A 21,526-nucleotide genomic window follows, 5' to 3' on the forward strand; every position below is an offset into this window, starting at 1 on the left:
TATTTTATGGACAACTCTATAATAAAAATTTATTACTAAATTATTTAAAAAATTATATCATATTAAATTAGACAGAGAACATGTTCAATGGTAAAATTAATAAAAATATACTAATATTATAAGTAGATAATTTCAAATATAAAAATAGAAATTTATAAAATGGAGGCAAAATATGAATATATTATTGACTAACGATGATGGAATAGATGCAGAAGGAATAAATACATTAGCTAAGCTATTAAGTAAACATCATAATGTTACCATGGTAGCACCTGAAAATCAAAGAAGTGCATCAAGTCATTCTATAACTATATATGAGCCCATAATAGTAAAACAGGTGAAAAAGCCTTATAATATAGAGGCATACAGTATAAGTGGTACTCCAGCAGATTGTGTAAAAGTAGCTTTAGATAAATTAGTCCCAGATAATATAGATATAGTTATATCTGGAATCAATAAAGGTCTTAATATAGGTAATGATATATTATACTCAGGAACGGTTTCTGCCGCTATAGAAGGATCCATGTATAAGGTACCATCTATTGCTGTATCTGCTGAATTTATAAAAAATAAAAAAGAACATTATGAAATAGCTGCTAAATACACATTAGAAATTTTAAGTAGAGTTAAAAAAGAGGACTTAAAAAATGATGTAGTATTAAATTTAAATATTCCTTTTTGCAGTGAAGAGGAAATAAAAGGTATAAAGGTATGCAAAGTAGGTAACAAAATTTTTAATACTAGATTCTCAGAAGAAATAGATGAAGAGGGTAATAAAGTATTAAAATTAGAGGGGGATATAAATAAGGATATTTATGAGGGCACAGATGTATATTATATAAGAAATAAATATGTAACCTTAACACCTCTACATTATGATTTAACTAACTTTAATATATTAGAAGAGACAGAAGAGTTATTCTTAGGATAAATTATAAATCAGTAACTATGAAAACACAATTGATATTTTTTATAGAATTAATATGTTCTATTTCAAAATAAAATATATTTAAAATAAAAAACTCAAATGATTTATAATAGTTATGTTTGAAATGAATATACATAGATGATATACTATGTATTATTATAACTAAAAAAGTTATTCCGTTAGGCGGTGATTTCATGAGTAAAAAGAAGGGAAGCAATACTCTTGCAGAAAATAGAAAAGCAAGGCATGATTATTTTATAGAAGAAACCTATGAAGCTGGTATAGAATTAGTAGGGACAGAGGTTAAATCTATAAGACAAGGAAAAGCAAACCTAAAAGATAGTTATGCTGAGATTAGAAATGGAGAAGTTTTTGTTAGAAACATGCATATAAGTCCCTATGAACAAGGGAACATATATAATAAAGATCCACTAAGAGATAGAAAATTGTTACTTCATAAGAGTGAAATATATAAATTAGTAGGCTTTACAACCCAACAGGGGTATACCCTAATTCCTTTATCATTGTATCTTAAACATGGCAGAGTAAAAATTAGTTTAGCTGTAGCTAAGGGTAAGAAAAATTACGATAAGAGAGATGCAATGCTAGAAAAGGCAGCAAAGAGAGAAATGGACAGACAAATTAAGGAAAGAAGTAGATATTAGAAATAAATTAGGGATCCTTAAAATATATTTAATTTTAATATAGCGAAGATAAAAAAATACATTTCATAAACATATGAATAAGCTTTAGTAGCTCTTAATATGGTGAAATTAAAAATTTTTGTAATTTCTCACAGGACGTGAGGAGTCGGGAGTGAAGCCAAGGAAGGCTTCTTGACCGGGAGAAAATTTTTAATGGAACCATATTTAGAACTTCTTAGCAAAATGAATCAGTTTATGAAATGTATTTTTTATCGTAGCGGTATTAAAATTAAATATATTTTAGTTTATAAATTCTTTTTCTTAGCAATACCTGTAAGCATTAGTGCTATGGCCCCGTCTCCAGTTACATTACATGCAGTTCCAAAGCTATCTTGAAGGGCAAATATAGTTAAAATTAAAGCGGTTCCAGCTTCATTAAATGCTAAAACACTAATTATTAATCCTAGAGATGCCATTACTGTTCCTCCAGGAACTCCAGGAGCTCCAATTGCGAATATACCTAATAATAATATAAATAATAGCATAGTTGAGAAAGTAGGTAATTTTCCATATAGAATTTGAGAAACTGTCATTACAAAGAATACTTCTGTTAAAACAGAACCACATAAGTGGATGTTAGAGCATAGTGGTATAGCAAAATCCACGATATCTTCTCTAAGAACCTTTGATTTTTTAGCAGATTTTAAAGCTACAGGTAAAGTAGCTGCACTAGACATAGTTCCAACTGCTGTAAGGTAAGCAGGTCCATAGTGCTTTAATACTTCCCATGGATTTTCCTTTGAAATAGCTCCTCCAACTAAATAAAGTACAGTAAGCCAAATAAAATGACCTATTAAAACTATAATTATAACCTTTAAGAATATTGGTAATTGTGTACTTAGACTACCTTCATATGCTAAAGCAGCAAAATTTGTTGCTATAAAAAATGGCAATATAGGAATAATAACTTTATTTACTATGCTTAGAATTATATTCTGGAATTGATCCAGTATCTTTTCAATTAGATCAGAATTAGTCCATCCAGTAGCCAATCCTAGTAATAAAGCCAAAGCTAAAGCACTCATAACGCTCATTATAGGCGGTATATCTAATTTAAACACTAACTCAGGTAATTTTTTTAATCCTTCTGGATTAGAAGCTATGGAAAGCTTAGGGATCAAGACATAACCGGCCATCATAGACAAAAATGCTGCTGCCACAGAAGAAATGTATGCTATAAGGACTGTTATACCTACAAATTTACTAGCATTTTGTTTTAATTTTGCTATAGATGGTGTTATAAAACCTAATATTATTAAAGGTACAGCAAAGAAAATAATCTGTCCTAAAACATATTTTATGGTAATTACTACACCTATTGTAGGTTTAGAAGCATAGGATCCAATTAATATACCTATAATAACTCCTAAGATGAGTTTAAAAATTAAATTATTAAAAAGTTTTTTCATTTTATAATCCCCCTTGTATAATATAGTCGTAATATTTTAAATGGAAAAATATTTTAATTTCTAAATAAATATTAAATCTTAGCTTTAATGATAAATTTGCTTATTATTTAAATTTTGAGAAATAAAAAAACTCCTACCTCTAATACAGAGGCAGAAGTTATATTCCGCGGTTCCACTCTGTTTATATGCAAATAAAAAACATGCATATAACTCAAAAATATCAGGTACAAACATACCTTAACGCTATAACGGGCGTCCACGCTAAAATCTACTTAATTCGAAAAAGAGCTCCTAGAGGCACTTCTGATAATTTTCACTTAAAGTCTCTTTCAGCCAGGGGAGACTTCTCTCTGAAAGTTTCTATTAACGTACTTTCTCTATTCATAGCTTTTAATACTTAGTATTCCTATTTGAATAATATTTTTAAATAGATTATAAATAATACAAAGCTATATGTCAATATAAATTTAATAAAAAAACTCAGAATTTTTTATTAAAAGTGTTAAAAAATATATATTGAAATTTAAAGAATATTACTATATCATATGTTTACGGAAGCGATTTGTGAATATCTTTTACAGAGTAATATTATTAAAAAATAGTTACACTAATATGTAAAAGGAGTATTCCATAATTTCACTTTGAAAGTATTTACAATTTTTACTGATAAGAGTATTTGACAATTACATTTTCATATTGTAAACTATAGATACTAAAAAACTTAATATTTAAATATCGTTGCAAAAACCCATATAAATTTTATAACATGGGGGCGCAATGGTTTCGACGGGGGCAAGTTGCTCCTGGGAAGCGAGTCGAAGGGATCCTGTACCTGCGTTAAAAAACTGGGAACTTAAATATAATTGCAAACGATAATTTTGCATTAGCTGCCTAATAGTTGCAGCTCGTCAGCCTAAGAGTCCCACGACTTAGGGTCTGGCGTCGACAGTGGGGAACCGAGCCTTACAAAGCTTTGAGTAAGGAACGGAATTAATGAAGCTACTAAATCTAAGAGCCTGTTTATCGGCGCTTAGAGGAGGGAATGTAAAAGGATAAACTGCACTCGGAGATGCTCAGGGGTTGCTGCTTTCGGACAGGGGTTCGATTCAAAAGAGTCGCCTTATGAAGTGATTCATAAGTGAAAACTTGGCTTTATCGGTGAAACCGAAACGTAAAGACGTCGGCAATACCGAGTGGTATGTGGGGAAACCCAACAGCCGTGTATCGACTCATAGGTTTCTAACCTTAAGAAATGAAATTTTCTTAAGTAAGAAATACTAGGATAGAAGTTTCAAACTATAATATGCTTCTATAACACGCCAAGGAACTTAAAGCGTATTAGATTTAAGTTCGAGATATAGTCAATGCCATTAGAGATAATGGAATAGCATGTCCCCTCGCCTCCACCAATAAGAAACCCATCACAGATTTGTGGTGGGTTTTACCTATTTTATGTTTATAAATTCTTTATAAAATTCCTCTTTAGCCTTAAGCATTTCATTAGAATATTTTCCGTTTTGAGGAGTAACAGATTTGTATTTTTCAATTATTAATCTAGCTCTAACTTTTTTATTTTTAATAACTAAATAAGGCTCAATTTCAATTAAAAGATTTATGGCATCATTATATCTTATTGTATAAGTAAAAGAATCTGTATGTTTTTCAGGATTATAATTTTTCTTTCTTTTTATTGTTCCAATTTTAGTTACAGATTTTATCCATTCCAATAATTCTATAGTAGTTGAACTTATGCTTATACATGGAGAAGGAAACTGATTGCCATGGAATTTTAAAAGCATAATACTGCCTTCACCATCTATAATTCCAGCAATATAAGCTTTTTGTTCATTAGTCATGATATCACCTTTAATATTTTTATTTTAGTATTTGCAAATAGATGTGTATTTATGAATTCTTTATGTTAATAAACCATATCTAGAAATTGTTAAATAATAAGTGAAAAACTGAGGTAGAGGTGTGAACTTTAAGAGTAAAATTTAGAATTATTTATTGTGAATCGTACCATAAGTAAGTAAAATTTTTACTAAAGTTGGATGAAGATATGGCGGTAAGGTAAACCTGGCTTTCACCAGTGAAACCCACGAAGATCTAAGATTTGGATTTTCGTGGGTTATTTTAATTTGAAGTAAAATTGATATAATTATAAGTACGAAGTCTTAAAATGAGAGGCAAAATATTTATATATATCTTGCTAATGCTACGCAATAAACGCATCAATATTTTTCAAACAGGGGGATAAGGAAATGTCAGAGATTTTTAAATTTAGTGATCCTATGATGATATTAGCTAATTATAAAAATCCAGAAAAGCACAAACATCTTGCTTCTCACATCATTATTTCTTTAGGTGGGGAAATGGAATGGCAGATTGAAAATAAAAATGTAAAGTGTCGTGGAATTTGTATTGATTCAAATGTAATACATACAGGAACAATAGCTAAAGAAGGTTCAATTGTATTTTTATTCACTGAAATAAGCAGATATACTGCATCAATAAAGAAAAAATATCTTGATGAAAATCCTTATAGGGTTTTAAATGATGATGTTGTTGATAGAATGATAAAGGAATATGTAAATCATCGGAATGATAAGGAAACACTTGATGCAATATTACTACAGCAGTGTGGAGTTAATAATTCAGATAATCAAAGATATGAAGAAAGAATAGAAAAAATTTTATCTTACATTAGTGGATTAAAGACAATTGAACATTCAATTGTTGACGATTTAACCAAGCAGATATATTTATCTAAGAGCCGGTTATCACATTTATTTAGGGAACAGACAGGTATAACATTACACAGTTATCTTGCATTTGAAAAGCTCCGTAAGACTCATAAATACTTTTGTGAAGGTAGGAATATTACTGAAGCATGCATGTTAGCAGGGTTTAATAGCTCATCCCATTGTGCATCAACTTGTAAACGAATGTTTGGCATATCTTTAAGAGATGTATATAAAACAATAAAAGAATAGCAACTAATTGAAAGTAATTATACCTCCATTTCTTTTAGAATAAATATAAGAAATGGAGGTACTTTTAATATGGTTTAGTTTCAGGTTGGTTTTTATAAATTAAATTTTTCTATGCTTTATTTTGCAGAACAGGACCATGTTGAAGCACATTGTAATTTAGGAAACTTAAAACTTTGTCATAATACTATCATTAACCGAATTAAACCTATAGAAGTTAAGGAATAAAAGTGAACAATAATTTAAGTAAATGAACTTTCAAGATACTAAAATGGATGTTGTAAGTGATGGAATTAGATTCATTCTGATTAGTGAGAAAGTAATAAAGAATTATTTGGAGGTATAACATGAATAAGATATATTATTTTACGGGAACTGGGAACAGTTTGCAGATTGCCAATGATTTAAGTGCAAAATTGGATGAATGTACAATTCATAAGATCGCAGAATATTCGGGAGAAAAAATAGATGGAAGAACACTTGGAATTGTTTTTCCTGTTTATAATTGGGGACTACCACTAATTATCTGTGATTTTTTACGAAAACTATGTGTTTCAGATGATACATATATCTATGCTATTGCAAATTATGGAGGGCTTCCAGGTAAAGCACTTGATCAGTGTGAATATATCTTAGAAGAGAATGGATTGAAATTGTCAGCAGGGTTCTTAATTAATATGCCTGGCAACTATATTTTTGGTTATGGCGCAAAGAGCAAAAAGGTTCAGGAGAAGCTATTTGCAAAAGAAGCAAAGAAAATCATCCATATTTTTGACTGTGTAAAAATAAAAAAAGAATGCAAAATTGAGAAAAGTCATGCTATTATAGACCGTGTGTGGTGTAATTACTTTTATAAACATATCAATGAATTTCATGAAGCAGATCAATATTATACAGCAGATAGCAATTGTATTGGATGTGGTTTGTGTGCAGAAAGATGTTCGGTAAATAATATTACAATGGTTAATGGTAAACCAAACTGGAATCATAATTGTGAATTATGTGCGTCATGTATTCAAAGTTGTCCAAAGAAAGCAATTGATTATAAAGGCGTGACGGGAAAAAGAAAGCAATATTTAAACCCTAATGTGAAATTGTAGGTAATGAGCACAATATAGTCTGGATAATTAAGAGTAGTAGCTTAGATTATATTTATATTTTATTTAGGTATATAGTTTATTAATTAAAATATTATATAAGAAGTATATAGGGGATAAATAGTGGATTTTAAAGGCTGTGCATCATCTTCATCATACATATCCACGACTGCCTGTAAATGGATTAAGTAGCTGCTTATAGGTGGTTATGTTTTTTATGGTAATGCTAAATTAGAGAAAATACAGTAATTTTTAAATTTAGTTAATAAGGATTGTAGAGTATTCTTTTTTTAGATTTTTATGTGTATTATGGGATGAATGTAAACATTATGATATAATAAAAATAGTTACCATATGTGAATATGTAGTGTGTAATATCATGAGAGGGGATATTGTTATGATAATTAATCATAATGTTAATGCTATGATTGCATATAGAAATATTATGATAAATGGTTCTTTAGCTGGAAAAGCCATGGAAAGGCTTGCTTCGGGCATGAGGATCAATAGGGCAGCTGATGATCCAGCAGGACTTGCAATATCAGAAAAGATGAGGGCACAGATAAGAGGTTTAGAAATGGCATCAAGGAATGCTCAAGATGGTATTTCTATGATACAAGTTGCAGAAGGCGGAGTTAGTGAAATTCAATCTATGCTTCAAAGAATGAGAGAATTAGCAGTACAAGCGGCTAATGGTACAAATTCTCCGGAAGATTTAAAGAATATTCAAGATGAAATTAACGAGTTGACAAAAGGAATTGATAATATTGCAAAGGGTACGGAATTTAACACCATCAAGGTTTTAAATGCTAATGCAGTAGATCAAGGAGAAGTAAAGCTTCAAATTGGTGCTAATGAAGGTCAATCTTTTGGAGTGAAATTTCGAAACATGAATTCTGCAGCCTTAGGTATAAAAGGGGATAAGGATAATTATGGGGTGGATGTTTCTACTCCAGAAAAAGCGTCAGCAGCTATAAAAGTCTTTGATGATGCTATAAATAAAACTTCATCTTTTAGGTCAAGTCTAGGAGCATCATCAAATGTGTTAGAGCATAGGATTAATTATTTAGAAAATACAATAATTAATTTGACAGAAGCAGAATCAAGAATTAGGGATGCGGACATGGCAAAGGAAATGATGAATTATACCAAATATAGCATTCTCCAGCAAGTAGCCCAAGCAATATTTTCGCAAGTTCTCAAGCAACAGGAAAGTACAATTCAATTGTTGAAGTCCTTGAACAACTAAAATATGAATTTTAAAAATAAAAAATTATGTTAAGCACCAATCTATAGAAATACGTATTAAATATATTTAGTGTAGAGAGAGGTTGTAAATATTTTGATTGAACAGCAATTAAATGTTTGTTTACAATAATAGGGGTTAAGAGCATGCTTCGCCTCTACCAAAAAATCCACGACAGAAATGTCGTGGATTTTTTTTAGTAACGTATTAATTAAAACTATAGTAATTAAATTATATAATATTTGAGATTAAGAATAGAAATTTAATCACTCGGTACATATAATACACTGAAGAATTGATTTAGATAGTATATTTAAATTTGAATATAATAAAGTTCTAATTAAATAGTAGGAGTGATTAAGGTGGAAGAAAAGCAAGATAAAAATAGAAAAAAGAATGAAGGCGAAGATAAAGTTTGTATTACTAAGCCCGTATGCCCTAAATATAATACAATAATAGATCAGTGCGAGATTGGGCCTTTGACACCTGAACAGAGGCGCATTGAGGCTTTTGAAAAGCGAATTCAGTCTGCTTTATTTCAGAAGAATTTGATTCTTGAGGGTCAAAGATGTAATGACGATGAGATTTTATATGGAAATAAGATTGGAAATTATACAAAGGCGTTACCTCATAATTTGTTAGGAGAGGTAAATTTAGAGGCCTATAACATTTGGATAAGCACATTAATAACTGGAAATCCAGAAAAATTTGAATTAATACCACTAGGAGGAACTAGAAAGTTTGTTGACCCTCAGGCTGCCTATGCTTATGAGATGGTGGGACCTGATTCTCATCATCTTACTATAGCACCGGCTCCGAGTTTTTCCAGTGCCATAGAAGCAAGTGAAATGGCTGAAGACTATTGGATGGCTTTAACTCGTGATGTCCCTTTTGTAGATTATGATACCAGCCCTGAAACTAAGGCTGCAGCTGAAGATTTATCAAAGTTTTCGGTTTTTGACGGTCCTAAGTGCAAATGTAAAGTCACCACAGAAACACTCTTCCGTAGTAATATACCTGACACTTTGGAAGGACCATATGTTTCACAGTTCCTCCTAAAGGATATTCCCTTTGGGGCAAAAACTATAACACAGAAATATATTGTACCTGTAGAAAAAATCGATTATATGACTTCATATAATGAATGGCTTAATATACAGAATGGACAGGCGCCATCTTCAATATTAAAACTTGACCCAGTACCTCGATATATTAGTAATGGTAGAGACCTTGGCCAATATGTCCATAAAGACAATAGCATTCAGGCGGCACTAACGGCTTGTTCGATATTACTAGAATTTGGGCAGGAAGCTCTATCTTTGAGTAATCCCTATTTATTTTCAAAAACCCAGGAGGGATTTGCTACCTTTGGTACGGCACACGTTTTAGATTTTATGACTCGTGTATCCAGGATGGCCCTTGAAGCAGCCTGGTTCCAAAAGTTTTTGGTGCATCGAAGATTAAGGCCCGAAGAGTTTGGGGGATGCGTACAAAATCTTAAGACAGGCGACGCAAAGCACCCTATTAATCCAGAATTATTAGATTCAAAGGTATTAGAGATAGTATTCAAAAAATATGGAACCTATCTTCTACCTATGGCCTACACTGAAGGATGCCCAACTCATCCGGCATATCCTGCTGGTCATGCAACTCACATTGGAGCGGGGGTAACTATTCTAAAAGCGTTTTTCAATGAGGATTATATTATTCCTAATCCAGTAGTAGCTAGTGCCGACGGGCTTAAGTTAGAACCATATCTTGAGGGTGATCTAAAAGTAGGGGGAGAATTAAATAAGCTTGCTGCCAATATTGCTCTTGGACGAGATTTTGCAGGTGTTCACTGGCGTTCAGACTGTCTAGAAGGTATGAAACTCGGAGAAGCTGTAGCAATAGGATTACTTCAGGATTATAGAAATACCTATAACGAGGAATTTCATGGTTTTTCCTTTACAAAATTTGATGGTACAAAGGTAATAATTTAAAAAATATATCTGTAAAATATGGAAGTATTAGAGCGGGTAGTCAACGGATAAATTTATGATTAAATAAGAGGTATGCTTGAAAGTGAATTTTAAATCAGTTTCAAGCATATTTTTTTGCAGTTTCAAAAAAAGGTTTCCTCTGCAAAGATGTTTAAAGCTGCTACGAGCCCCCCTTCGTATGCTACATAGACTATAATAGTACGCAACAAGTTAGATAGGTTTTCTAGAAATAAGTTATGGTAAAATATACATATAGAAATTATAAAATAAAAAATAACTTTATATAGATTTAGAAAGGGAGAAATTATGGATAAAAGAGCTGAGATTTTAGTAGTTGAAGATGACAATGATATTAATAAATTACTTTGTAGCATTTTTGAAAATAAAGGGTATAAATCTAGAGCGGCTTTTTCAGGGACAGAAGCTTTAATGTGTGTAGAAAATGAAAAGTGGGATATGATTTTACTAGATTTGATGATTCCAGGTCTTAGTGGAGAAGAAGTCATATTAAAAATAAGAAAAATCACAAAAGCTCCAATCATTATTGTGAGTGCAAAAACATCTAAAAAGACTAAGCTAGAATTATTAGAAAAGGGAGCCGATGATTTTATTTGTAAGCCTTTTGATCCAGATGAAGTGGTTGCAAGAGTTAATTCTAATTTGAGAAGATATTTAGAATTTTCTACAGATGAGGAAAATAGAAGTAACATTTTGAGTTATAAAGAGATTACTTTAAATACAGAAAGTAAGGAAGTGAAAGTTGGACAAGTCGTAGTTACATTAACAGCAAGAGAATTTGCAGTATTGGAGTTATTATTAACTAATCCTAATAAGGTGTATAGTAAAGCTAATATTTTTGAAAGTATATGGGGAGAAGAATTTTTAGGTGAGGATAATACTGTAAATGTACATGTAAGTAGATTAAGAAATAAGCTATCTAGAGCTAACAATAATGGTGAAGATTACATAGAAACAGTTTGGGCAATGGGGTATAGATTAAGGAAATAGTTAATTGAAATTTAGCATAAAAAATACCTATTAAAAGATTTAATACTTTTGAAAGGCTTTAGCAAAGTTTTCTTATAAAATATTGTTTATTATAAAAGCATGGTTTATAAGAGGAGGTAAAGTCTGAAATGAATGAATATGCAATTAGAACTAGTAACATCACAAAAATATATAAAAAGCGAAGGGTGTTAGATAACGTATCAATTAAAGTTAAAAACGGTGATATATATGGATTTGTAGGAAAAAATGGTGCTGGTAAAACAACTATGATTAGAGTACTTACAGGGCTTGTTATACCTAATGAAGGACAAGTTGAATTATTTGGTCATAGTGAAGAGAAGGAAGTTATAAAAGAAAGAAGAAGAATTGGTACGTTAATAGAATCGCCAGAGTTGTATCTAAATATGACTGCAAAAGAAAATCTTGAACTTATAAAAATTCAAAGAGGAATTCCAGGAACTAAATGTATTGATGAAGTTTTAGATTTAGTAGGACTTAATAATGTAGGAAAAAAGAAAACTAAAAATTTCTCATTAGGAATGAAACAGCGATTAGGAATTGCTATGGCTTTATTAAGTGATCCAGAATTTTTAATTTTAGATGAACCTATAAATGGATTAGATCCAATTGGAATAAAAGAAGTAAGGGAAATCCTACTTAAATTAAATAAAGAAAGAGGAACTACTATTTTAATATCAAGTCATATATTATCCGAGCTTACTCAAATTTCAAATAGATATGGTTTTATAAATGATGGAAAATTAATTGAAGAGGTAACCGCAAGTGAACTTTCTAATAAATGTAGAATGTATCTTCATCTCAAAATAAGTGATTCTTCAGATGTTTCAATTATTCTAGAAAATGAACTTGGAATAAAAGATTATGAAATTTTCCCAGATAACATTATAAGAATATATGACGAATTTGATGGAGAAAAAATTACTCTGGCTCTGGCTAAACATAATATAGGGGCTAAAGAAATAATGAAAATGGGTGAATCCCTAGAAGATTATTTTACTAAGTTAGTTGGAGGGGAAAAAAATGAGTAATTTAATTAGAGGAGAATTTTATAAATTAAGAAAAAGTAAGTATTTTATTGGGATAATTCTTTTAACATTATTATTTGGACTTTATTTGATTAATTGTTTCGATGCAGATGCAGAAGACTTAGTTAAAACACATTCTGAAACTGTAAATGGAATATACTCAATAAAATATGCATTTGAAACTATCGTAGGTTCAAATTTTATATTTTCTTTGTTTGCCGGAGAATTTATTGCTAAAGATTTAAAAAACAATATGAGCAAAAGTTTCATCTATGGATATAAGAGAAGCAAAGTTATACTAAGTAAATTGATAGTCTTTATAATATCTCTTTTATTTTTAATATTAATATATACAACAATTATATGCATATATGCTTCAATTAATTATGGATTTTGTGAAACTTTAAATTATAACGCTATATTATATTTAATTAGGCTGATTGGTATTGGAATAATGTATAGTGTTGCAACAATATCTATAGTTACAATGATTGCTATAATAACAAAGAATAGTTTATGTACAATTATTTCACCAATTTTATTTATACTGCCATTTTTTTTAATACCTTTTTCAATGGTAGAGCTTAATTCATCACGCATTCCAGCTATAATTACATATATATATCCTTTTATTATAGGTAAATCAGCAACAATCAGATTTGCACCAAAATCAGCTATCATAATTGCAATAATTTCATCAATTGTAACCTTTATAATAACAATTCTGATAAGTATTTTATATGTAAAACATGAAGATATTAAGTAGAAAGATAAAAATTTATTTGATTATGTTATTTGGAGGAGAAGATAAATGGGCAATTTAATTAGAGGAGAATTTTATAAAATAAGAAAAAGTAAGTATTTTATTGGAATGATCTTTTTAGCATTAGGAGCTTCATCTTTTTTAATCAATTCTTTTGATGTAAATGCCAAAAGTTTAATAAAAATAAGTTCTGAAATTCCAAATGGAATGCATTCAATAAGAGATGCATTCGAATGGATCCCAGGTACAAGTTTTATATTTGCATTATTTGCAGCAGAATTTATTGCTAAAGATTTAAAAAATAATATGAGTAAAAGTTTTATTTATGGATATAAGAGAAGTAAAGTTATATTAAGCAAGTTAATAGTATTTATAACATCTTCTTTATTTCTAGAATTAATTTATACAACAATTTTAGTTACATATGTTTCAATCAATTATGGATTTGGTGAAGCTTTGAATTATAGCGCTATACTATATTTAATTAGAGTAATTATTATTGGAATAATGTATAATGTCGCAACAATATCTATAGTTGCCATGATTGCCATAATAACAAAGAATAATTTGTGTACAATTGTTTCACCGATTTTATTTATTTTATCTTTTTCAGCATTAACTTTTTCAGTAGTAAAGCTTAATTCATCACATATTTCAGCTATAATTACATATGTATGTCCTTTTATTATTGGTGAAAGAGCAATGGTCAAATTTGCACCAAAATCACATATAATAATTGGAATAATTTCATCAATTATAACCTTTATAATAACAATGGGAGGAAGTTTATTATATGTAAAGCATGAAGATATTAAGTAATTAAGATAAAAAATTTATTATATAAATTAGGAGAATTGAGATGTATTTATTAGCTATTATTTTATTTATAATTTTTATAATTATATTTTCAGTAGTGATGTGTATTAAATTATTTTCATATAAAAGGCAAATACGGGATATTACTAATCAGATTAGAGAGTTTAAAGAGAGAAAAACAAATAAAAAGATTAATACTGAAATAGCAGATAAAGATATAGAAGAACTTGCCTGTGAGGTTAATGAGTACTTAGAACTCTATAAAAGAAATGAACAAGAAAAGATAATATTTGAAAACACATTAAAACAAGGAATAGCTAATATGTCTCATGATTTAAGAACTCCGTTAACTTCAATAATAGGGTATTTAAAGTTACTTCAAAATGATGAAATAGATAAAAAAGAAGCGCTGGATATACTTAAAAATAAAACTAATAAATTAAATGTACTAATAAATGATTTTTTTGAGTTAGCTTCAATAGAAAATGAAGATTATGAATTAGATATGAGAAAAGTAAATTTAACTAATGTAGTACGTGATGAAATTTTATCATTTTATGAAGCATTTCAGAATAAAGGACTTGAACCAAAGATAAATATTTTGGATAAATCAATTTTTATAATGAGCGATAAGGATAGCTTAGAGAGAATAATAGATAATTTACTTTCTAATACATTAAAATATGCAGAAAAAGACATTGAAATAAATTTAAAAGAATATAATGATAAAGTTATTTTAAAAATCTCCAATATATGTACAAGCATTGATGAAAAAGATGTATTACATATGTTTGATAGATTTTATATGGCAGATAAGGTAAGAAAAGGACAAGGAACAGGACTTGGCCTTTCTATTGCAAAAAGCTTAATGGAAAAGATGGACGGAATCATAACCTCAAAGTTTGAACAAAATAGGGTTTCTATAATATGCGAATGGAAATATATAAAATAATATTGTTTTATATATCCACGACTGCCTGTGAGTAGCTTAAATAGTTGCTTACGGGCAGTTATGTTTTTTCTATTGTATATTGTTGAAAATAGGAGTTCAACTATAATGAATGCAAGCACACTTCCAAATTTTAAAACATATTATAATTTTATAAGATTATAAAAGGAGAGAATAATATGTATAATACTTATATGATGTATGCATATCCTTATTGTGATAACATACCAATGTATAACCCATATGACATGTATAGTCCTTATGATACTTATTCATGTCCTTGTTTCGTTGACACACCAGGAAGTTATAATGATTCAGATTTTTCCATGCAGTGTAGCAACAGGTATATTCCTTTTACTGATGAATTCGAGTATGGTTCAAGATTTGGTTCTCCACAATCAGTAAATAGCAATAGGCCAATTGAGTTAAAAGATTATGGCCCACAACCATTCGTAGTTAACATCAATGAAGCTACTAAGAGAAATGATACTTTTCGAACCGCTTTATGGACAGGAAAGCATTTGCAAGTTACCTTGATGAGCATAAATGTTGGTGATGATATAGGATTAGAAATGCATCCGAATGTTGATCAGTTTATACGCGTTGAAGAAGGTCAAGGACTTGTCAAAATGGGAAGCAATAAGGATAGGCCCAATTTTCAAGCAGAAGTTTATGATGATTTTGCAATTATGATACCTGCTGGTACATGGCATAATATTATTAATACAGGAAATAGACCACTTAAGGTTTATTCTATTTATGCACCGCCTCAACATCCACATGGAACAGTTCATAGAACTAAGGCAGATGCAGAAGCTGCTGAAGAGAACCACCACTAATTAAGATTAACTATATACAAGACCATCATAAAGAGAATTTGTGTAAATCTATTATTGGTTGAAAAATTATCATATATGTGTGCGCCCAAATACATGATTTAGTACCCTGAAATAGTAATCTCAGGGTATTTTTGTATTCATCTACTACAATATAACTATCTTTTGTTTTGTACACCAAAATGATATAATTAACAATATATTGAGAAAAGAACAAGATACATAAATCAATAAATTAGTATAGGTTAGGGTTTTAAAATGAATAATACATATAAATTATTAATAATTGAAGATGATAAAAACATGTGTGAAGTGTTAAGCAATCTTCTAAATAAATGGGAATTTGAAGTGAATGTCTGTAGAGACTTTGAAAAAATAATAGAGTGTTTTTTAAAATATAAACCTGACGTTGTTTTTATGGATATTAATCTCCCAGTTTGTGATGGATTTTATTGGTGTAAAAAGATAAGACAAATATCTAAAACGCCAATTATATTTGTATCTTCAAGGGATAGCAATATGGAGATAGTAATGGCAATCAATAATGGTGGAGATGATTTCATACAAAAACCATTTAACTCAGAGGTGTTAATTGCAAAATTACAAGCTATTATAAGAAGGACATATGAGTATAAAAATGAAGAAACAAAAGTATTAAAATGTGATGATTTATTATTAAATTTAGATAATGCAACTCTTTTATACAATGAAAAGTCCTTAGAGCTTACAAAAAATGAAATACTGCTTTTAAAAACTCTTATAGAAAATAAGGGGAAAGGGGTTTCTAGAAGCAAGCTAATGAAAAAGCTTTGGGATGATGATATATATGTTAATGAGAATACTTTAACTGTTAATATTAATAGATTAAGAAATAGATTAGAGAAATTTGGAATAAAAGATTTAATAGTAACCCAAAAAGGCATTGGATATATAATATTATGATATTAGGTCAATTGTTTAGATAAAAATTCTAAATAGTTGGCTTTTTTTAAAGGGAGAGAAAAGTATCGATGAAGATAATGGATTATATTAAGATTAATAAAATATGGTTAATAAGCAATTCAATAATTTTTATAATTATTAATTGTATATTATATAGTAGCAGTACTATAAATAAGAATTTCCAAGATATTATGTATATGGACATACTTATTTTATTAACAGTATTTATAGCTTTTATCTATGGCTTCATAAAAGAAAAGAATAAATACAGTAATATTTTAAAATGTAGCAATGAATTAGATAATAAAATAGAGGATTTTCATTTAAATGTATTTTCAAATATGCTGGAAAAGCAAAAACTGGAGCATTTAAAGAAGGAAGAAAGCTTAAAAAACAATATAAATGATTTTGAAGATTATATTACAAAATGGGTTCATGATATTAAAATTAATATTGCTGTTATTTATCTATTATTAGAAAATTTTGAAGAGGAGAAATCTCAAAAAATAATTTCTGAAATGAAACAAATGGAGTTTAGTGTAAATCAAGTTCTATATGTTACAAGGGCAAACAATTATAATTTAGATATAAAAAGTGAGCAAGTATCAGTAAAAGATGAAATTAAAAAGGCAATAAAAGAAAATGCAGAGTTTTTTATAAATAAAAACATTGAAATAATATTAGAAGTTGAAGAGTTTAACATAATAAGTGATAGAAAATGGATTTACTATATACTTTCCCAAATTATTAATAATAGCAGCAAGTATACTAATGAAGATGGACAATTATATATCTTTAGCAAAGAGGATAGTAAAGCTTATTATCTATACATTAAAGATAATGGAATTGGCATTCCAAAGGAAGATATAAATAGAATATTCAATAAAGGATTTACTGGAAAGAATGGAAGGACAAGAACTAAATCAACTGGTATTGGTTTATATTATGCGAAAAAGATGTGTAATAACTTAAATATAGATTTGAAGGTAGAAAGTGAAGAGGGAGAGTATACCGAATTTATTTTAAGTTTTTACAAGTTAGCAGATTACTTCAATGTTACACCAATGTCACAATAGAATCTAATTTGTAACCTAGATAGATGGAAGAATGTTTAGGTGAAAATTATACTATAGATATGAGGTGATAATTTATGAAAAAAATAGTAGAGATATCAAAATTAATTAAGGATTATGGAAGGGTAACTAATAAACATAAGGTATTAAAGGGAATAGATTTAGAAATTAATGAGGGAGAATTCATCAGTATAATGGGACCTTCAGGGTCAGGAAAGACCACATTTTTAAATATCATGTCAACAATAGATAAAGCAACTTCTGGGAAAGTTATAATTGATAATAAAGATGTAAGTAGTCTAAAAGAATATGAATTAGCTAAGTTTAGAAGAGATGTAATAGGTTTTGTTTTTCAAGATTTTAATTTGTTAGATAGTATGACAATAAGAGATAATATTGCACTACCCCTAACGCTAAATAGTGAGAAGCTAGAGATAATACTGGAAAGGATCAATAACCTAACAAAGCTTTTAGGTATAGAAAAACATCTAGATAAGTATCCTTATCAATTATCAGGAGGGCAAAAGCAAAGAGCAGCAATTTGTAGAGCATTAATTACATCTCCAAAGGTAATTTTTGCAGATGAACCAACTGGTGCTTTAGATTCTAAATCATCTGTAGAAGTTCTTGAGTGTTTTACAAATATTAATAAAAATTATAATACCACAATTGTTATGGTAACTCATGATGCCAGGGCTGCAAGTTATGCAGATAGAATAATGTTTTTAAAGGATGGGAGTATAAGTGGTGAGTTATATAGCAGTGGGAATAAAAGCGAGATGTTTAAAAAGATTCTTAATATGATAGCAGTGATGGGAGGAGAAAGCAATGAACTCATTTAAACTATCATTTAAGCTTTTTAAGGATAATATAAAGGTATATAAACTTTATTTGCTTATTACAATTGTTTCTGTTGCAGCTTTTTATAACTTTTTAGCAATAGAAAATAATGAAGCATTTATTTCTGTAAGCGAAAGATTTCAGGCAGCAAGTGTAGCAAGTATTTCCTGTGGTTTTATTTTAGTATGCACAGTAATATATTTTATATTTAATGCAGATAAGTTTTTCCTATTAAATAGGCAAAAAGAGACTGCCTTATATATGTTAATGGGAGTTACCCAATCAAAAATCGGACAAGTATTTGCAATAGAAAGTTTATTCCTTGGAGTTGTTTCTATATTTAGTGGACTTGCATTTGGAATAATCTTATCTAAATTATTTTTTATGCTTTTAGCAAAATCAATCTTTTTAAATATAGCAATACCTTTCAAAATTTCATTAGATTCTATTTTTACAGTTATTTTAGTATTCTCATGTATTTTCGTAGTAATAGGTTATAGGAAATATAGAGTAATAAAGAAAAGTAAACTTATAGATATGATTAATGCTGCAAAGAAAAAAGAAGATCTTCCAAGGCTAAGATATTTTAAAGGGATTTTAGGGGTGCTATTAATTTTAGCTGGATACATAGTTGGCGTTATGATTAAAAGCTGGGAGTTAGATTTGATGATTTCATCTGTGACAGCGCTAGTATGTGTTTCAGCTGGAACTTATCTTTTCTTTGGAAGTTTCATGTCTATAGTTCTTAATAAGATAATTAAAAATAAAAAGCTGGTATACAAAAATGTTATGTTAGTAAGTATTTCTAATGTGTATTTTAGACTAAAGGGGAATTATCGAAATTTAGCTATGACTGCAATATTATGTGCAGCAGCGATAACAGCTTTTGGAGCAAGCTTATCTTTTAATGAAGTTGCAAAAAGAGAAGCTATTAAACAATCTCCATATAGTTTTAGCTATGAAAGTGATGATGAAAAATCAAAAGAAAAAGTAGTAGAGATAATTAAACAATCTAATCATCAGCTGATTGGAATTAATGAAAATAAATTTTCCTTAGGAAAGGTTAAGTATAAAGACTACTATAGAAAAGTAGATTACAATCGTGAAGCCATAATAATAAGCTATTCAGCATTAAAAAAGAACTTAGAATTTTTACATTATAAAGTAAAAGATAATATTGAACCAAAGGGAAAGGAAGCTGTTTTTATAGCAAGTGCAACAACATTATCATCGACCTTTAATGTTGTGAAAAAAGAAATAGAAATAAATGATAGAGAGTTTGTTATAAAAACACAAGAAGAAGTTCCCTTCATTGGAATTATAGATAAATTAGGAACAAAAAATATATATGTATTAGAAGATAGTGAATATGAAAAGGTAAAGAAAGGTTTTAATGAGATATCATTAAATTGCGTTCAAATAAGCAACAAGGTAGATTCAAAACAATTAATATTAGATATAAAGAAAGTCATACATCAAGGTAAGGTATACCAACCTATTAGTGAATATACATGGGATTATTATGCAATGGAAATATTTCATTTCCTTGGGATGGTAATGTCTATAATATTTATACTATCAACCTTTAGTACAATATATTTTAAAATATTAAAGGATGCATTTATGGATAAAGAACAGTACATAACATTGAAGAAAGTAGGAATGAGTAAAGAAGAGATAAAAAAATCCGTATATGTCCAAGTTGCAATCTCATTTATTTTACCTTGCAGTGCAGCAATATTACACAGCATCATTGCTATGAAAATGTTAGAACAAGTAATGAATTTTTCTTTTAATCTTCAGATAATAATTTCTTTAGGGTTATATTCAATAACAATGATTTTATTCTATATTTTCATTAGTAATAATTATGTGAATATGGTTTATGAAGAAGGTGATAATAATGCATAAAAAAATAATAAAAATATTAAGAAACATTCTTATTGTGATATTAGCATTGCTAATAATTATTTCTATAGTAGGCCAAGTCCGAAAATATTTAGAGGAGAATGATGTTAAGCCTTTAGGGATATTAGTGAATGTTGATGGTAAAAAAATGCATGTATATTCTGAGGGACATGGAAAGAAAACAATTGTTTTAATGCCAGGTTTAGGAAGTATAGCACCTTCAATTGATTTTAAGCCATTAATTAATGAATTAAAAAAGGATTTTAAAGTAGTTGTTGTTGAACCTTTTGGTTATGGTTTTAGTGAAGAAACTTCAAAGGAACGCAGTGTAGAAAATATTGTTAATGAAACAAGAATGGCATTGAAGAAAGCGAAGATAGATGGTCCATATATACTTATGCCTCACTCAATATCAGGTGTATATGCGCAGTACTATGCATCAGCTTATCCAAATGAAATTGAAGCAATAATTATGTTAGATACAACATTAGTAAAAGCAGTTATAGAAGAAACGGATAAGATTGATTTTTCATTCGGCAAAAAGCAATTTGCTCTAGCTACTATAGGAAACTTTTTAGGTATTGATGGGATATATTATAATAACATTTATAAAAATCAAAATTGTTTTTCTGAAAGAGACAAAAATGACTTAGTAAAGATGGGAGTTCAAAGTTCATTTAACAAAACTATGAAGAATGAAGCTGATTTGTTATTAAAGAATTGTGAAACAGCGAATAAAACTAAAATTTCAAAGGATTTTCCAATACTTAAATTTATTGCAATTAAATCTGTAAAAGATATAAATAATGAGAAATATACAAAGGTAATGAATAAAAATATAAGTGAATTTAAAGAATATACTAGATTTAGCTATTGTGTTTTAGAAGGAGGGCATTATATTTACTATACAAAATCAAAAGATATTGGAAAAGAAACTCGAGAATTTTTAGCTAAATATGATAATTAATTATAGTAGTTTAAGATAG

General features: G+C 28.9%; 19 protein-coding genes, 1 other RNA gene and 1 other annotated feature. Of the genes, 18 read left to right on the forward strand and 2 right to left on the reverse strand.

Translation table 11 applies throughout. The annotated features are described in order from the left end of the window. Positions 1–172: 172 nt before the first annotated feature. Both surE and smpB read left to right on the forward strand, forming a co-directional pair. A complete protein-coding gene (gene surE / locus ACYUEW_RS04150; RefSeq protein WP_257411468.1) occupies positions 173–931 on the forward strand; it encodes a 5'/3'-nucleotidase SurE in 759 nt (252 codons plus the stop codon). A 191-nt stretch (positions 932–1,122) separates the two neighbouring features. Then, on the forward strand, positions 1,123–1,593 hold the full coding sequence (smpB, locus tag ACYUEW_RS04155) for an SsrA-binding protein SmpB (protein WP_460276266.1): 471 nt from the start codon (positions 1,123–1,125) through the stop codon (positions 1,591–1,593). Between the two features lie 284 nt (positions 1,594–1,877). Here smpB and ACYUEW_RS04160 read toward each other — a convergent pair whose 3' ends face one another. Further along, the gene (locus ACYUEW_RS04160; RefSeq protein ID WP_061325413.1) at positions 1,878–3,041 is read right to left on the reverse strand and encodes a cation:dicarboxylate symporter family transporter; all 1,164 of its coding nucleotides are present in this window, start codon (positions 3,039–3,041) and stop codon (positions 1,878–1,880) included. Positions 3,042–3,184: 143 nt separating this feature from the next. Further along, positions 3,185–3,435 (reverse strand) — a binding site (T-box leader). A gap of 382 nt (positions 3,436–3,817) precedes the next feature. Between ACYUEW_RS04160 and ssrA the strand changes: the two genes are divergently transcribed. Then, positions 3,818–4,150, forward strand: a transfer-messenger RNA (tmRNA) gene (ssrA, locus tag ACYUEW_RS04165). A gap of 336 nt (positions 4,151–4,486) precedes the next feature. Here ssrA and ACYUEW_RS04170 read toward each other — a convergent pair. Beyond that, on the reverse strand, positions 4,487–4,897 hold the full coding sequence (locus ACYUEW_RS04170; RefSeq protein ID WP_460276267.1) for an LAGLIDADG family homing endonuclease: 411 nt from the start codon (positions 4,895–4,897) through the stop codon (positions 4,487–4,489). 408 nt (positions 4,898–5,305) lie between these two features. Between ACYUEW_RS04170 and ACYUEW_RS04175 the strand changes: the two genes are divergently transcribed. From ACYUEW_RS04175 to ACYUEW_RS04245, 15 genes are all read left to right on the forward strand, one after another. Then, on the forward strand, positions 5,306–6,037 hold the full coding sequence (locus ACYUEW_RS04175; RefSeq protein ID WP_460276268.1) for a helix-turn-helix transcriptional regulator: 732 nt from the start codon (positions 5,306–5,308) through the stop codon (positions 6,035–6,037). A gap of 344 nt (positions 6,038–6,381) precedes the next feature. Then, positions 6,382–7,134 carry an EFR1 family ferrodoxin gene (locus tag ACYUEW_RS04180; protein WP_460276270.1) on the forward strand — a complete coding sequence of 251 codons (753 nt, stop codon included), beginning with the start codon at positions 6,382–6,384 and terminating at the stop codon, positions 7,132–7,134. A 394-nt stretch (positions 7,135–7,528) separates the two neighbouring features. Continuing rightward, positions 7,529–8,380 (forward strand): flagellin N-terminal helical domain-containing protein, encoded by an 852-nt coding sequence (locus ACYUEW_RS04185; RefSeq protein ID WP_460276271.1) that lies wholly within the window; start codon positions 7,529–7,531, stop codon positions 8,378–8,380. Between the two features lie 359 nt (positions 8,381–8,739). Further along, entirely contained in the window at positions 8,740–10,359 is a 1,620-nt protein-coding gene (locus tag ACYUEW_RS04190) for a vanadium-dependent haloperoxidase (RefSeq protein WP_460276272.1), read from the forward strand. 306 nt (positions 10,360–10,665) lie between these two features. Then, complete coding sequence (locus ACYUEW_RS04195) at positions 10,666–11,367, forward strand: response regulator transcription factor (protein ID WP_003487700.1); 702 nt, start codon at positions 10,666–10,668, stop codon at positions 11,365–11,367. Between the two features lie 128 nt (positions 11,368–11,495). Next, positions 11,496–12,416 (forward strand): ABC transporter ATP-binding protein, encoded by a 921-nt coding sequence (locus ACYUEW_RS04200; protein ID WP_216472840.1) that lies wholly within the window; start codon positions 11,496–11,498, stop codon positions 12,414–12,416. Next, positions 12,409–13,179, forward strand: a complete 771-nt coding sequence (locus tag ACYUEW_RS04205) for an ABC transporter permease (RefSeq protein ID WP_460276273.1) — start codon at positions 12,409–12,411, stop codon at positions 13,177–13,179. Before ACYUEW_RS04200 ends, ACYUEW_RS04205 begins: the two co-directional genes overlap by 8 nt. Positions 13,180–13,224: 45 nt before the next feature. Further along, positions 13,225–13,995 carry an ABC transporter permease gene (locus ACYUEW_RS04210; RefSeq protein ID WP_460276274.1) on the forward strand — a complete coding sequence of 257 codons (771 nt, stop codon included), beginning with the start codon at positions 13,225–13,227 and terminating at the stop codon, positions 13,993–13,995. Positions 13,996–14,035: 40 nt separating this feature from the next. Further along, positions 14,036–14,944 (forward strand): sensor histidine kinase, encoded by a 909-nt coding sequence (locus tag ACYUEW_RS04215; protein WP_460276275.1) that lies wholly within the window; start codon positions 14,036–14,038, stop codon positions 14,942–14,944. A 176-nt stretch (positions 14,945–15,120) separates the two neighbouring features. Continuing rightward, positions 15,121–15,780, forward strand: coding sequence for a cupin domain-containing protein (locus tag ACYUEW_RS04220; RefSeq protein ID WP_159034299.1), 660 nt, complete (start codon positions 15,121–15,123; stop codon positions 15,778–15,780). A 255-nt stretch (positions 15,781–16,035) separates the two neighbouring features. After that, positions 16,036–16,719 (forward strand): response regulator transcription factor, encoded by a 684-nt coding sequence (locus tag ACYUEW_RS04225; protein ID WP_460276276.1) that lies wholly within the window; start codon positions 16,036–16,038, stop codon positions 16,717–16,719. A 68-nt stretch (positions 16,720–16,787) separates the two neighbouring features. Further along, a complete protein-coding gene (locus ACYUEW_RS04230; protein WP_460276277.1) occupies positions 16,788–17,795 on the forward strand; it encodes an ATP-binding protein in 1,008 nt (335 codons plus the stop codon). A 74-nt stretch (positions 17,796–17,869) separates the two neighbouring features. Next, entirely contained in the window at positions 17,870–18,634 is a 765-nt protein-coding gene (locus ACYUEW_RS04235) for an ABC transporter ATP-binding protein (RefSeq protein WP_460276278.1), read from the forward strand. Then, on the forward strand, positions 18,621–20,543 hold the full coding sequence (locus tag ACYUEW_RS04240; protein ID WP_460276279.1) for an FtsX-like permease family protein: 1,923 nt from the start codon (positions 18,621–18,623) through the stop codon (positions 20,541–20,543). The genes ACYUEW_RS04235 and ACYUEW_RS04240 overlap by 14 nt, the downstream gene beginning before the upstream one ends. Beyond that, on the forward strand, positions 20,536–21,507 hold the full coding sequence (locus ACYUEW_RS04245; protein WP_460276280.1) for an alpha/beta fold hydrolase: 972 nt from the start codon (positions 20,536–20,538) through the stop codon (positions 21,505–21,507). The genes ACYUEW_RS04240 and ACYUEW_RS04245 overlap by 8 nt, the downstream gene beginning before the upstream one ends. Positions 21,508–21,526: the final 19 nt, after the last annotated feature.

The organism is Clostridium sp. CTA-1 (genome assembly GCF_054768215.1).

What these genes read in the sequence shown, in the direction of transcription:
- surE (WP_257411468.1), top strand. Translation starts at nt 173, where the DNA reads ATGAATATATTATTGACTAACGATGATGGAATAGATGCAGAAGGAATA.
- smpB (WP_460276266.1), top strand. Translation starts at nt 1,123, where the DNA reads ATGAGTAAAAAGAAGGGAAGCAATACTCTTGCAGAAAATAGAAAAGCA.
- ACYUEW_RS04160 (WP_061325413.1), bottom strand. Translation starts at nt 3,041, where the DNA reads ATGAAAAAACTTTTTAATAATTTAATTTTTAAACTCATCTTAGGAGTT.
- ACYUEW_RS04170 (WP_460276267.1), bottom strand. Translation starts at nt 4,897, where the DNA reads ATGACTAATGAACAAAAAGCTTATATTGCTGGAATTATAGATGGTGAA.
- ACYUEW_RS04175 (WP_460276268.1), top strand. Translation starts at nt 5,306, where the DNA reads ATGTCAGAGATTTTTAAATTTAGTGATCCTATGATGATATTAGCTAAT.
- ACYUEW_RS04180 (WP_460276270.1), top strand. Translation starts at nt 6,382, where the DNA reads ATGAATAAGATATATTATTTTACGGGAACTGGGAACAGTTTGCAGATT.
- ACYUEW_RS04185 (WP_460276271.1), top strand. Translation starts at nt 7,529, where the DNA reads ATGATAATTAATCATAATGTTAATGCTATGATTGCATATAGAAATATT.
- ACYUEW_RS04195 (WP_003487700.1), top strand. Translation starts at nt 10,666, where the DNA reads ATGGATAAAAGAGCTGAGATTTTAGTAGTTGAAGATGACAATGATATT.
- ACYUEW_RS04200 (WP_216472840.1), top strand. Translation starts at nt 11,496, where the DNA reads ATGAATGAATATGCAATTAGAACTAGTAACATCACAAAAATATATAAA.
- ACYUEW_RS04205 (WP_460276273.1), top strand. Translation starts at nt 12,409, where the DNA reads ATGAGTAATTTAATTAGAGGAGAATTTTATAAATTAAGAAAAAGTAAG.
- ACYUEW_RS04210 (WP_460276274.1), top strand. Translation starts at nt 13,225, where the DNA reads ATGGGCAATTTAATTAGAGGAGAATTTTATAAAATAAGAAAAAGTAAG.
- ACYUEW_RS04215 (WP_460276275.1), top strand. Translation starts at nt 14,036, where the DNA reads ATGTATTTATTAGCTATTATTTTATTTATAATTTTTATAATTATATTT.
- ACYUEW_RS04220 (WP_159034299.1), top strand. Translation starts at nt 15,121, where the DNA reads ATGTATAATACTTATATGATGTATGCATATCCTTATTGTGATAACATA.
- ACYUEW_RS04225 (WP_460276276.1), top strand. Translation starts at nt 16,036, where the DNA reads ATGAATAATACATATAAATTATTAATAATTGAAGATGATAAAAACATG.
- ACYUEW_RS04230 (WP_460276277.1), top strand. Translation starts at nt 16,788, where the DNA reads ATGAAGATAATGGATTATATTAAGATTAATAAAATATGGTTAATAAGC.
- ACYUEW_RS04235 (WP_460276278.1), top strand. Translation starts at nt 17,870, where the DNA reads ATGAAAAAAATAGTAGAGATATCAAAATTAATTAAGGATTATGGAAGG.
- ACYUEW_RS04240 (WP_460276279.1), top strand. Translation starts at nt 18,621, where the DNA reads ATGAACTCATTTAAACTATCATTTAAGCTTTTTAAGGATAATATAAAG.
- ACYUEW_RS04245 (WP_460276280.1), top strand. Translation starts at nt 20,536, where the DNA reads ATGCATAAAAAAATAATAAAAATATTAAGAAACATTCTTATTGTGATA.